The sequence below is a fragment of the Roseovarius confluentis genome (genome assembly GCF_002917925.1).
In the GTDB taxonomy this organism is placed as follows: Bacteria; Pseudomonadota; Alphaproteobacteria; order Rhodobacterales; family Rhodobacteraceae; genus Roseovarius; species Roseovarius confluentis.
The window spans coordinates 23,604-36,488 of the sequence record NZ_PPFE01000003.1; the positions used below are offsets into that span (position 1 = coordinate 23,604).

14 protein-coding genes are annotated in these 12,885 nt (G+C 60.9%); 6 read left to right on the forward strand and 8 right to left on the reverse strand.

The annotated features are described in order from the left end of the window. Window positions 1-2 precede the first annotated feature (2 nt). From C2I35_RS08125 to C2I35_RS08135, 3 genes are read left to right on the forward strand one after another with little or no spacing between them, the layout of a single operon-like run. Window positions 3-677, forward strand: a complete 675-nt coding sequence (locus C2I35_RS08125; RefSeq protein ID WP_103762554.1) for an acetyltransferase — start codon at window positions 3-5, stop codon at window positions 675-677. 1 nt (window position 678) lies between these two features. Beyond that, window positions 679-1,608, forward strand: a complete 930-nt coding sequence (locus C2I35_RS08130) for a hypothetical protein (protein WP_103762555.1) — start codon at window positions 679-681, stop codon at window positions 1,606-1,608. Next, on the forward strand, window positions 1,605-2,552 hold the full coding sequence (locus C2I35_RS08135; protein ID WP_103762556.1) for a GNAT family N-acetyltransferase: 948 nt from the start codon (window positions 1,605-1,607) through the stop codon (window positions 2,550-2,552). Before C2I35_RS08130 ends, C2I35_RS08135 begins: the two co-directional genes overlap by 4 nt. A 16-nt stretch (window positions 2,553-2,568) precedes the next feature. On the opposite strand, the gene C2I35_RS08140 is transcribed toward C2I35_RS08135, so the two are convergent. The 8 genes from C2I35_RS08140 to C2I35_RS08175 all read right to left on the reverse strand — a co-directional run bounded on the left by C2I35_RS08140 (window position 2,569) and on the right by C2I35_RS08175 (window position 10,198). Continuing rightward, entirely contained in the window at window positions 2,569-3,516 is a 948-nt protein-coding gene (locus tag C2I35_RS08140; protein WP_103762557.1) for a glycosyltransferase, read from the reverse strand. Window positions 3,517-3,548: 32 nt separating this feature from the next. Continuing rightward, entirely contained in the window at window positions 3,549-4,703 is a 1,155-nt protein-coding gene (locus tag C2I35_RS08145) for an FkbM family methyltransferase (RefSeq protein ID WP_103762558.1), read from the reverse strand. Then, entirely contained in the window at window positions 4,703-5,560 is an 858-nt protein-coding gene (locus C2I35_RS08150) for a phytanoyl-CoA dioxygenase family protein (RefSeq protein ID WP_103762559.1), read from the reverse strand. The genes C2I35_RS08145 and C2I35_RS08150 overlap by 1 nt, the downstream gene beginning before the upstream one ends. 501 nt (window positions 5,561-6,061) lie before the next feature. Further along, complete coding sequence (locus tag C2I35_RS08155; protein WP_103762560.1) at window positions 6,062-6,814, reverse strand: ABC transporter permease; 753 nt, start codon at window positions 6,812-6,814, stop codon at window positions 6,062-6,064. Between the two features lie 5 nt (window positions 6,815-6,819). Further along, entirely contained in the window at window positions 6,820-7,614 is a 795-nt protein-coding gene (locus tag C2I35_RS08160) for an ABC transporter ATP-binding protein (protein ID WP_211286126.1), read from the reverse strand. Then, window positions 7,614-8,426: an ABC transporter permease gene (locus tag C2I35_RS08165; protein ID WP_103762561.1), complete on the reverse strand. Its 813-nt coding sequence runs from the start codon at window positions 8,424-8,426 to the stop codon at window positions 7,614-7,616. Before C2I35_RS08165 ends, C2I35_RS08160 begins: the two co-directional genes overlap by 1 nt. 61 nt (window positions 8,427-8,487) lie before the next feature. Next, window positions 8,488-9,477, reverse strand: a complete 990-nt coding sequence (locus tag C2I35_RS08170) for an ABC transporter substrate-binding protein (RefSeq protein WP_245890448.1) — start codon at window positions 9,475-9,477, stop codon at window positions 8,488-8,490. 67 nt (window positions 9,478-9,544) lie between these two features. Then, window positions 9,545-10,198 (reverse strand): FadR/GntR family transcriptional regulator, encoded by a 654-nt coding sequence (locus C2I35_RS08175; protein ID WP_245890449.1) that lies wholly within the window; start codon window positions 10,196-10,198, stop codon window positions 9,545-9,547. 206 nt (window positions 10,199-10,404) lie between these two features. Between C2I35_RS08175 and C2I35_RS08180 the strand changes: the two genes are divergently transcribed. From C2I35_RS08180 to C2I35_RS08185, 3 genes are all read left to right on the forward strand, one after another. Continuing rightward, window positions 10,405-11,091, forward strand: a complete 687-nt coding sequence (locus tag C2I35_RS08180) for a fumarylacetoacetate hydrolase family protein (RefSeq protein WP_103762564.1) — start codon at window positions 10,405-10,407, stop codon at window positions 11,089-11,091. A gap of 308 nt (window positions 11,092-11,399) precedes the next feature. Continuing rightward, window positions 11,400-11,570 carry a hypothetical protein gene (locus C2I35_RS22120; protein WP_170067163.1) on the forward strand — a complete coding sequence of 57 codons (171 nt, stop codon included), beginning with the start codon at window positions 11,400-11,402 and terminating at the stop codon, window positions 11,568-11,570. Window positions 11,571-11,581: 11 nt separating this feature from the next. Then, window positions 11,582-12,844 carry an imelysin family protein gene (locus tag C2I35_RS08185; RefSeq protein ID WP_103762565.1) on the forward strand — a complete coding sequence of 421 codons (1,263 nt, stop codon included), beginning with the start codon at window positions 11,582-11,584 and terminating at the stop codon, window positions 12,842-12,844. The last annotated feature ends 41 nt before the right edge of the window (window positions 12,845-12,885 follow it).

Here is a 12,885-nt window from a genome sequence, read left to right on the forward strand (position 1 = left end):
GAATGTCAAAAGATATCCTGATCGTGGGAGCCGGCGAGTTCGCGGATATCGCCTACGAGTATTTCACCGTCGACAGCGATTACAGGGTTGTCGGGTTCGCGGTCGAACGGGACTATCTGGACGAAACCGTCAAGTTCGACCTGCCCGTGGTCCCGCTCGAGGACGCCCCGTCGCATTTCGATCCTGGCAAGACTGACGCGCATGTCGCGGTGACCTCGACCAAGCTCAACCGGATCCGCGCGCGTCTGATCGCGCTGACGAAGGAGCACGGATATCACCTTGCCAATTTCGTCAGCCCGCGCGCTATGGTCTGGCGGACCGCCGAACTGGGCGAGAATGTCTTTATCTTCGAGAACAACGTGGTGCAGCATGGCGTACAGATAGACGACGGATGCGTGCTGTGGTCCGGCAACCATATCGGCCATCAGACCCGCATCCGGGAAAACTGCTTTTTGTCCTCGCATATCGTGGTGTCGGGCTATTGCGATATCGGCGCGCGCAGCTTTCTGGGCGTGAACGCCGCCCTGGCCGACAATGTGCACCTGGCCGAGGATTGTCTCGTCGGCATGGCGGCGGCCGTCACCAAGAGCTTCGACACCCCCGGCCTGATCCTGAACGGCAACCCGGCCGAGGCCGCCAAGGTGTCCTCCTACCGCTATTACCGGATCAAGCCCTGACATGGCCTGGGTGAAACAGGGCCATATCTTCAGCCCTGACGGAAGCCTGGAGTGGGCGCAGCATTCCTTCATGACGCCGTGCCCGTGGTTGCGCGACGAAGACACGATACGGATCTTCGGCGGGATGCGCGACGCACATGGCATCAGCCGCATCGGCTGGGTCGATGTCGCCGCTGACGACCCGACCCGGGTCAAGGCCAGCTCCACGGCCCCGGTGCTGGATCTCGGTGCACCGGGCATGTTCGATGACAACGGCCTTATCCTGGGCGATGTGGTAGAAGTCGCGCCCGACGAACTGCGGCTTTACTACGTGGGGTTCCAGCTGGTGGAGAAAGCGAAATTCCTGGCCTTCACCGGCCTCGCCATCAGCCGGGATCGCGGCGACAGCTTTCAGCGGGTTGGTTCGACCCCGGTGCTCGACCGCTGCCCCGACGGGCCCTTCATCGGCGCGCTGCACTCGATCGCCCGCCTGCCGGATGGCAGCTTTCGCGCGTGGATTTCCCGTGGCGACGGGTGGGAGGAGATCGGCGAAAGGCTTTATCCCCGCTATGATTGCTGGACGCTGACCAGCGACGACGGTGTCACCTTCGACAACGCGGCCGCGCAGCGCATCATCACGCCCACGGGCGACGAGTACCGCATCGGCCGCCCCCGGGCGACGCGGCTGGATGACGGCACGTGGGAATTGCGCGCAACCTCCGACACCCGCGCCAAGCAATATGCCGCCTTCCGCTTCACCTCTCCGGACGGTGTGGAGTTCACCCGTACGGATGATGTCGAACTGCCGCTGGGGGCGCCTGAAAGCTGGGACAGTGACATGACCTGTTATCCCGCGCATTTCGTGGCGCCGGATGGTGGCCGGTACCTGTTCTACAACGGCAACGACATGGGGCGGACAGGTGTCGGCTTGGCGAAGTGGCAGGCAGCATGAGCGGTGACATCGAAATCAAGCGCTACACGCCCGCTATTTCGACTTCGTGGAACGACTTCGTCGCCGCCTCCACAAACGGCACGTTCCTGCATGACCGTCGTTTCATGGAGTACCATTCCGACCGCTTCGACGATCACTCGCTGATCTTCGAAAGCGACGGCAAGATAATCGCGTGCCTGCCCGCGAACCGGGTGCGCGATACCTTGCAATCCCACGGCGGCCTGACCTTTGGCGGTCTGCTGATCAAGCCCTCGACCTCCGCCGCGCAGGTGGTCGAGATCTTCGACAGCCTGCGTGACGACCTTGTCAGGCAGGGGATCGGGGCGCTGCACTACAAGCCCGTGCCGCATATATTTCACACTCAGCCGGCCGAGGCCGACATCTATGCGCTGTTCAACGCCGGCGCTCGCCAGGTCCGCACCGACCTGAGCGCCGCCATTCCCCTGCACCGCAAGCTGTCGTTCAGCAGTGGCCGCAAATACGGAGCCAAGAAGGCGGCCAAGGCAGGGCTGACAACAGCCGAGACCACCGATTTCGCCGCCTTCTGGGATATCCTTGCAGAGGTGCTGGACCAGCGCCACGACGCGCGGCCGACCCATTCGCTGGACGAGATCACGCGTCTTAACGCGGCGTTTCCCAAGCGGATCCGTCTGTTCGCGTCCTTCGAGGATGAACGTATGCTGGCCGGCGTCGTGCTGTTCGATTTCGGGCGTAGCGTGCATTGCCAGTACATGGCCTCATCAGGCGATGGGCGTGACCTTGGCGCGTTGGATCTCGTGGTTCAGTCGCTCGTCAACGACACATTCGCGGACCGCGACTGGTTCAGCTTCGGGATCTCGACCACAGCCGAAGGCCGCGAGCTCAATGTCGGGCTGTCCCGTCAAAAGGAAATGTTCGGCGCGCGCAGCCTCGCGATTCCGCAGTATAAGTGGGATCTCGGCTGAGGCGCGATCGGTGTCGCTACGTCGCACCGATGCGCTTTTTGCGCCGCCGGGCCTCGGACACGCCGCGCGAAATGGCCTGCAACGGATGACGCCCGAGAAACGGCGCCAGTCCGGCCCAGCCTTTCTCGATAAAGGCCGCGCGCACTTCGCCATCGGCCACGCGGTCGGCCAGTAGCTTCGAGACCTCATGCGCAGGGCCCAGGCCAAAGGTCTTCGCGTCGGCGGCGCGTTGACGATAGACACAGGTGTTGCTTTCGATCTCGCGCAGGCGTTGCGCCCGGTAACTGTCCGGCGTGAACCTTTCGGGTTTCGTATTGGTCAGCCCCGATCCAACCCGGTAGGTCAGCAACGCCTCGTCAATGAAATGCACCCGGTCCTCGAGAGCGGCCCGAAACCCGAGGATCAGGTCCTCGAAGGTATTGTCGAACATCATCGGCCCGTACTTGCGGTAAAGCGAGCGATGCCACGCGCAGGTGGCACCAAGGTAGAGCGACAGCGATTTCGCGGCGGCCATCCGGTCCGTCGTCGTGTAGAACGTCGCCTTGCGATACAGCGCCGGCGCAGGGGCCCCGTCCAGCGTCGTCACGTCGGCATGTGAGAAAACCAGAAGCGGGTCAGTTGCGTCGAACGCCTCCAGGATCCGCCGGTTGCGGTGCGGGTAATAGAGGTCGTCACCGGCGGCGGCGATGATGATATCCTCCCGACACATTCCAAGGGCTTTCTTGAGATGTTCGTTGACGCCAAGGTTGGTCTCGTTGCGGTTCAGAACGACCTCGTGCGGCCCGTCGTACCGATCGACCACCTCTTTCATGCGCAGGAACGTATCGTCGCGCGAGGCATCGTCCGAAAGAACGATCTGCATCGGTGCGCAGTCCTGCTGCAGCGCGCTTTGCACCGTTTCGGCAACATGATCTTGCTGCTGATAGGTCAGAAGAAGACACGTGGCCTTCGGGGGGCTTGGCATCGGGCGGCCTGCCTTGGAATTGGGTCGTCTGCTCAGAGCGCGTAGCAGATGACGTCCGTCCCATCAACGCCATGCGCCCGCAGGTAGATGCGCCTGTTCGGCAACAGCCGTGCCATCAGGAGGGGCAGTCGCCATAAATCCTCGGGGGCGTGGTAAACGCTGACGGCCAGCTTGGGGTTGTTGTCCGTCACATGCTCCGCCGAGCCGCTGAGCGCGTCCCACTCGGCACCTTCGATATCGAATTTTGCATAGACTGGCTGCCCGGCGGGCATCACGTCGGCCAGCCTCTTTACCGGCATAGAGACAGCGCCGCCTGTATCGAAGGACGCGCTCATGTCAGCCGTGGCATTGAAGGACAAAATACCCGCCCTCGCGCCAAGGCCGCAATTCAGCGCAGTTACGCGATGGCCGAGGCTCTGATCCTTGATGCTCTGTTCCAACCGCGCAAGGTTCTGCGGGTCCGGCTCGATACAGACTGCCCGGCCGAAAAGACCTCCGGTGTGGTCCAAAAAGTGTCCCAACGTGTCGCCGTCATACGCACCTGCGTCGATAAAGACGACATCCGGGTTCAGGCTGATATCAAGGTCCTTCGGGAAGTATATATCGTCCAGTCGTGGAGCGGGAAGCCGGGTGAAGTCGAGGGACATGCGCCAAGCGACCTGCATGGCAAACGTATCGCGCGAGATATCGTCGGCCCAGAGCGCATCGCATTCCAGAATACTGTCTTTTTCGTGCAGGACATTCTCGGGTGCCATTACATTGCAAAGACCCGAAAATTCCTCGGGAAAGAGCCAGCTCAACAGCATGAAACTCTCGGCCTTCAGTCCGGTCTCTGCCAGAAGGGCCTGTGCCTGCACGAAAGTCAGCTTGGGATTGAGAACCGTGACCAGCACGGTGGCGTCGGATTCGAGCGCTTCCGCGGCCTGCTGCCGGCCAAGGACCCGCAGCCCGTCAATCGTGGTGCCCTGCTTGGCGGGCGTGTCGTCGATGAACGCAACCGGCTCGACACCGGCGCGGCGTAGGCGTTTCACGACTTCACGTCCAGTATTGCCCGCCCCGAAGAGGGCGATGTTGCCCATGTCTGGCAGCGCCGCGTCAAGCCTGCGACCGCATCGTGCCCGGGCCTCATCCGGTGTTTCGGACAGGATGGCGTTCAGATCGGTCTGCATCGCTCGCGACAGGGCCACTATTGGCGTCCCTCGGCCGCCCGGGCTGCTTCGATCTTGCCTTCACGCCATTCCTTGACGCTCTTTGGGATCTCGTATTCGAATCCGAGGTAGTCTCGCACCTTCGGATCCTCGACTTCGACGCCTCGCTGCTCGAATATCTCCTTGAAATTGTACTGCTGGCGAAGCATTGGCGGCGTGATGATGTGATTGACCGCGCGGCGAACCCCGTTCGAGCTGTTCTTGCCCGTGCGATGGTACAGCATGGCGTCGAAGAAAATGATTGTCCCGGGCGGGCATTTCACGACCTTCTGGTGGACGCGGACGAATTCGTCCGACGGGAACGTCTCGAAGAGATGCGTCCCGGGCAGCACATAGGTTCCACCGGTCACTTCATCGAACGGATCAACTGCCAGCAATGCGCTCAGGGCCAGCGGCCGGGAAGACGTGTAGTGCTGGTAGTTCAGGTCACGATGCCAAGTGAATTGGTAGTGGTCGCGTCCTGGCTGGTTAAGGATGCCATTGTGAGACATCAAAACGTAATACTGCCTCAGGAATGCGGCAGCGACGTCCATGATGACAGGCAATGTGGCAATTTTCAGCATAAGCGGATCATAGGCGCAGACCGCACGTGCGATATTCGCATCCTTCATGAGGCGCAAATTATCCTCGCCACCGACCTCTTCAGCTTGCTGGTAATAGACCTGGTCCAATACGTCCCGGGCCTGGGCAAGTTCACTGTCGCCTAGTCCGCTCTGCGCAAGCGCATATCCATTGATCCGCAACTCTTCGATACATCTTTCAATATCACCGGAAGTCGTATTCTTCTCCGCCACACCGTGCGTAAGCACATTGGTGTCGAGACCTGTCTGATACATACCGTTGCCCCCCTGTCTTGGCGTGTTGCAAGGAAAACAATCACTGATGTAACGAGGTGAACAAGCTTTGGAACGGCTTGGATAGTATCACGACCACACGTGGCAATCGCAAGTCTAAAGTCCGGCCGGCAATGTCGACATTGATGATCGTGTCGAAATTACGTTTCTGGTGCCGTCCCGGGTATTTTCGCGGTTTCGGGGGTTTTTGGCGGTTTTATTGAATGCAAACCCTAGATTTGTTTGCGTACGAATTCCTGAACTGTCTACGGGAGGCAGGGGCCGGAGGTTCGAAATCTTCTCACTCCGACCAGTAAAATCAGGGCCCGCAGGAAACATTTGTCGCATCAGCCTGCGCCAGATTTTTCCGGCCCCAACTCGGCGTCGTCGTGGTGAAACCGAGTGCCGGAGCCGTAGCGAGATGCTCCAAGCCGGTCTACGGATGGTAGTCCGGCTTGGAGGGGAGTGTCGTGGCCTTAAGGGTGCCGGAACTTCAGGTCGCCCTTAGCTTCGTGCACCAGCATAATATTCAACACGCTGTTCCAGCCGCCCGATCATCTCGGCGAGGCCGAGAGCAAAGGCGAAAAGGATCAGGATCAGAGCCCAGAAATGGGCCATGAGAAAGTTCTGCGAGTAGAGTGCGAAAAGCGCTCCGACCCCGATGATCGAGACAAGCAACTGGCCGATGACGACGCCCTTGACGCCCCGGATCACGCCCAGCCTGAAGCCGGCAAGGATCTCCGGCAGAGCCGAAAGCAGGATGATTTTCATCCGGTGCCAGCGCGAGGCCCCGAAGGACGAGGACATCTCCATCAGGGATGGCGACACATGCAGGACTCCCGCCCGTGTATCCAGGGCGATGATCCAGACGGCGAACATGAAGACGGTTACGATTACCGTTGGCATGCCCATTCCGAAAAGGATCATGATGACCGGCACGAGCGCCGAAAGTGGCGCTGACAGGAATACGTTCACCCACATGTTCAGAAGTCTGTCCGCGGGTTTGACCAACCCCATGAGAAGACCCAGCGAGACGCCAACGACGAGCGCCAGCGCCAGGCCGCCGAGATAGCTCAGCACGGTGATGCGCGCTGCCTCAAGGAAGCTGGGCGTCGTGATGACGTCCGGGATCGCCAACAGGACGTCGCTGAATGGCGGGAACAACATGACGAGTTCGAACTGTCCGATGATTTCCCAGATGACGACCCAGACCAGCAAAGCTGCCATCTTGGGGACCTTGTATCCGTAGAGTTCCATGTGCGTTACTCCACGTAGTCGCGCAGACCGGCCCAGATATCGTCGATCAAGTCGAGATACTCCGGGTTGCGCCGGATGGCTTCGGGATTGCCGGAGCGGTCGATCTCGGGCGTCACAACCTGTTTCAGACGGCCGGGACGCGGTGACAGAAGAACGATCCGGTCGGACAGGTAGACCGCCTCCTCGATTGAGTGGGTCACGAGAATGAATGTCTTGTTCTCGGTCTCGCGCAGGCGGATCAGGTCCTCCTGGAACTTGCGGCGGGTCTGTTCGTCCACGGCCGAGAACGGCTCGTCCATCAGCAGGACCTCTGCCTCGACCGCCAGCGCACGTGCAAGCCCGACGCGCTGGCGCATCCCGCCGGACAGCTCATGCGGATACTTGTCCTCGAAACCGGCAAGGCCGACCTCGTTGATGTAATGGCGCGCCTTGTCTTCCCGTGCTTTCTGACCAACGCCTTTCAGTTCCAACCCGAACGCCGCGTTCTTGAGCACGGTGGCCCAGGGCATCAGCGCGAAGTCCTGGAAGACGAAGGCGCGTTCGGGGCCGGGGCCGGTCACGGTCTCGCCGTTTACGCGGATCTCGCCCGAGGTGGGTTTCAAGAGCCCTGAAATGATCTTCAGAAGCGTGGTCTTGCCACAGCCCGACGGGCCAAGCAGGCTGGTCAGTTCGCCGCGGCCGAAGCCAAGGTTGATGTCCTTCAGCGCGGTCACGGTTTCGTTGTAGACTTTGTGAATTCCGGCGACCTCGATGATCTGGTCCGCCTCGGTTTCCGCGACGATTGGTTGCGTCATGTGCATCAGGTGCCTCTTTTCTCGGGCCGGAACAGCTTGGTTTCCAGCAATTGAAGGAGCGAAACGGTTATTACCGCGAACGCCACGATTGACAGGATGACCGCGTACATGTGGTCGAATTGCGCGACCGACCTGCTGTAGGTGATCAGGTCGCCGATACCTGTCGGTGTGATCAGAAGTTCGGCCAGAACCGCACCGGAGAAGCCTTCCGCGACGCCAAGCCGTATCCCGGCGAACATCATTGGGCTGGCCGCCGGCAGTATGATCCGGAAAACCTGCTGTCGCCTCGAGCCCTGGAACGACTTGCACATGTCGACCAACGAAGGTGATACGTTGCGGACCGACTTGTAGCTGTTGATCGCGATGACCGGCATGGCCAGCATGACCACGGCCAATACCTTTGATGTCATCCCGATCCCGTAGACAAAGGTGATCAGGGGGATCAATGCGGCCATCGGTGCTGCCTGCATCGTGATGAAGACCGGCAGAGTGATCCATTCCGCATCCCGCCGAAGGCCCATCAGAACCCCTGCGCTTACCCCCACGGCAAGGGAGAAAACCAGGCCGATCACCAGGGGCTGGAGTGTCCGCAGGTAGGCGGAAAAGAGCGAGCCATCGGCGGTCATCTCCCAGAGCGCCGTCATGGTCTCGAAGAAGGTCGGGAAGGCGTAGTTGAAATTGGTCCGCCCGGCGATTTCCCACGCCGCGAAGAACAGAGCAAGCGACAGAAGGCGCCACAGAACCGGCGTGTTGTCCGCCAGCACGCCAAGGGCACCGGTCATGGGGCCAGCAACAGCGGTTGGAGATTGTGTTGTCATTTATAGATCCATCAGGGTCAGGGCTCACCCCGGACGTGCCGGGATGAGCACCATTGACGTCTTACTGGGCAGCCTTGGCCGCTTCGAGCGGGCCGAAGTTCCAGTAGTCGGCAGGGTCGATCTCTTCCGGGTTGCCCTCGACCTGGCCCGCCGCTGCGAGAAATGCGATGTCATCCTTCGCATTCTGCGGCTCACCCCCGTCGAGCGGATAAACACCGCCCTCGACAGCCTCGCTGTAGTAGGGCACCGCGTCGGCCACGGCATCATCCGGCAGGTCCGGCAGAAGGCCGTATTCCTCGCGCAGGTCCGCCACGATGCTTGGGTCGGCGTCGATGTCCTTCCAGGTCCGCAGCAACTCCTCGACGAATATCGCCAGATCGTCGCCACGTTCCTCGAAGGTCTCGGCATTGGCATAGAGCGCTTCGTCCGTCGCATCGACGCCTTCCAGCGGAAGACGCGCGAACTTGTCGCCGCCCTGTTGCTGCAACAGCCGGAAATTGGCCGCGTCCACGATCGTGGCGTTGATCGTACCCTGAAGCATGGCGCCCGCCCGCACTTCCGAGCCCGGAACATAGGAAATTCGGGAATACTCGATGCCGTGCTTGCTTTCCATCAGGCGCATCAGTGCCTCGGTGCCGGAACCGCGCGAATGAACCGTGACTTCTTCGCCGTCCAGGTCCTCCCATCCGGAATAGACTTCGCTGTTTACCACCGGGAAGAAAAGCAGGCTCGACATCCGGTAGAACATCCGGATCGGTGCCTTTGCGTTCTGGATAAAGGCATAGGGCGCGCCCACCCCGATATCCGCTTCACCGCCCAGAACCGCCTGAGAAGCGACATCCTCGGAGTTGAAGAAGGTCATCTCCATTGGCACACCACGTTCCTTGGTGCGCTCCATGGCGATCAGCAGGTTCAGGCTTTCGACACTTGCGATGTCACCGAAGGCCACGCGCAGCGGATCTTTGTCCTGCGCGAAAACCGGGCCGGCCATCGCCATTATCGTCCCCGCGGCGAGGCCCGCCACGGATTTCAGAATGGATCGTCTTTGCATATTCATCGTCTCCTCCCAAATTCGATGTTGAATGCCCGGTTGGCGGGCTCTGCGACTTGATCTGCTCTTATCCTTCGTCAAAGAGCCGTCGCGAGACCGACCCGAGATGGACGCGCATCGCGTCGTACGCACCCTCCGGATTACGCGCCTCGATCGCGACGGCAATCGCCTCATGCTCCCTGAAACTTTGGTGGTCTCGGTTCGGACGAACCGTGTCGCGCGTGACGCTGCCCCAGGCCACCGCCCGGCGGACCTGATTGAGCTGGTCGAACAGCGACAACAACAGCAGGTTATCGGCCGCCATCGCGATCGTGCGGTGGAAATGGTCGTCCTGCGCCTCGTAATCGTCCCAGTTGGGCGCCGACTCCGCGCGGTTCATGGCAAGGCGCATCCGCGTCATCGACTCGCTCGATGCATTCATCGCGGCCTCTCGGGCGATGGCGGGCTCGATGCAAAGCCGCGCGCGCATCATGCGGAACGGCGTCAACTGCCGGCCAAGCTGCACAAGCCCACCTGCGCCGCCCGAGGCAGCAGCGCCATTGGCCACAAAGGTGCCCTTGCCGACATGTCGCCAGATCACCCCATCCCGTTCCAGATGGTCGAGCGCACGCCGCAGCATCGAACGGCCCATCGCCAGCGCGCCTGTCAATTCCCGTTCAGGGGGCAGGCGGTCGCCCGGCTCGTAGCCGCCATCGGCGATGAAGGCCCGCAGTCGTGCCACGGCATCATTCTGGTCCGATGGTTCCGGCTTGCTGAGCAAGTCGTCTTGCGAAATTGGTGCACCAATTGATCTCATTCCTGATCGATTCCCAGATTTATCCGCAACCTATACTGCTTTCTTTCGAAAAAACCAGATTGGTTGCGATTGATCTTACCAATCCATATCGCTATTACAAGACACAATCCAAATTTTCCGGGAGGAATCGAATGTCAGACTATGTGATCCCCACGCCACCCGTCGTTGCGCTGCCCGTCGCGGGCAATGCGGCGAAGTTTCCGGTGCGACGCGTTTATTGCATCGGCCGGAACTATGCCGCTCACGCCATCGAGATGGGCCATGACCCGGATCGCGAACCGCCTTTCTTCTTCCAGAAGAACCCTGACAACCTGGACCCGTCCGGCATTTTTCCGTATCCGGACCATTCCTCGGATGTTCATTTCGAGGTCGAGATGGCGGTGATGCTGAAATCGGGCGGCGATAAAATCTCGATCAAGGACGCGGAAAGCCATATTTTCGGTTATGCGCTGTCGCTCGACATGACTCGTCGTGACCTGCAGGGAGAGCAGAAGAAAATGGGCCGGCCGTGGGAAATCGGCAAGGCGTTCGAGCGCTCCGCGCCCTGCGGTCCGATTCATCCGGTTAGCGAGACGGGCCTGCTGAACGAAGGTCGCATCACGCTGTCGGTCAACGGAGAGGTTCATCAGGAGGGCGACTTGAACCAGATGATCTGGAAGGTGCCCGAGATGATTTCCTACCTGTCCGACTACTTCACGCTCGCTGCCGGCGACGTGATCCTCTCCGGCACGCCCGCCGGCGTGGGGCCGATCAATCGCGGCGACGAAATGCTGATGGCTGCCGACGGTCTGGGCGAAGTCAAGATCAAGGTAGAATGATACCGCGCCTGCCCACGGCGCCGGCCATGGGCAGGCTTTTCTAACCTGAGACGCATTGTGGACGACCGGGTCACCCTTGCATCGGGCCGTCCCAGAATTCACAGAAATCACTGATTTTATTGGTGAATCACCAAAGCTGGTCGTGGCCTTGCCTGGCACCTGATCCGGCGCAAGGGTGATCCGGCGTCATGTCCGGACGAGAATCATGCGCCTTCTTGAATCCCTACTGAAAAACTCGACTATTGCATCGTCCGACTTATTCCGTCAGGAATTTGGCAGAGCGCAATCGGTCCAGCGAAAGATGCAGGATGACCAACGCTGATTCGCAACCCGGTGAGATCTGCCGAAACGCGCTGCTTCAGCTGGCAGTCTACGGCATTGCCGGACGGGGTCTGTCGGTCGAGCGGCTTCTGGATCGCATGGCAGGCCCGGATTGCCCGGACGATGAAGCCACGCCGCGCCGCCTTGGAACCCAATAGAGGACAAAGAGATGCTCCGCACCGTATTGACCACCACTGCCATCGCGACCGCGATGTCGGGACCCGCCCTGGCGCAGTCCGCGACAGAAGTGCTCGACACCTATGCCGATATCGCCGAGGCGAACTACGGCGACAGCCTTGAGGCCGCGCGTGTGCTGCAGGACGCTGTGAACGCCCTGATCGAGACTCCGTCGGCGGACACCATGGCCGCAGCCCGCGAAGCCTGGCTGGAGGCGCGTGTTCCCTACCAACAGACCGAGGTCTTCCGCTTCGGCAACCCCATCGTGGATGACTGGGAGGGCAAGGTGAACGCATGGCCCTTGGATGAAGGGCTGATCGACTATGTCGATGGTGCCTATGGTGGTCCGACCGATGCCAACCAACTGGCGGCGCTGAACGTCATCGCCAATCCGACCTTCACCCTGTCGGGCCAGGAGATCGACGCGACCGAGATCACACCTGACCTTCTGGAAAACACCTTGCACGAGGTGGATGGCATCGAGGCCAACGTCGCCACCGGCTATCACGCGGTCGAGTTCCTGCTGTGGGGTCAGGATCTCAACGGCCATGACGACGGCGCGGGCAACCGGCCCTGGACCGACTATGCGCAGGGCGATGCATGTACCAATGACAATTGCGACCGCCGGGCCGATTACCTGTCTGCGGCGACCGATCTCCTGGTTTCGGATCTGGAATGGATCACCGCCCAATGGGCAGAAGGCGGCGAGGCCCGCGATACCCTGATGGCCGACGAACAGGCGGGGCTGTCGGCCATCCTGACCGGTATGGGCAGCCTGTCCTACGGTGAAACCGCGGGTGAGCGGATGCGGCTGGGCCTGATGCTGAATGACCCCGAGGAAGAGCATTCCTGCTTTGCCGACAACACCCATAATGACCACTATTACAACGGTGTCGGCATCCGGAACATCTATCTCGGACGCTACGTGCGCACGGATGGCACCACGGTAAGCGGGCCGTCCTTGTCCGATCTTGTCGCTGCCCGCAATCCCGAGCTGGACACGGAAATGCGCAGCCGTCTCGCCGACGCGGTGCTGGCACTGGGCCGGATCAAAACCGCTGCCGAAGCGGGTTTCGCCTATGACGAGATGCTGGCCCGCGGCAACGAAGGTGGCGAGGCGCTGATCATGGGAGGCGTTGACGGACTGGTCGGCCAGACCCGGTCGATAGAACGCGTCGTTGCCGAGCTAGAACTGGGCGGGATCGAGATCGAGGGCTCCGACAGCCTGGACAATCCCTCCGCCGTCTTCCAGTAACCACACTCAAGCGGGGGTGCGGCGTGTCCGCGCCCCCGGCC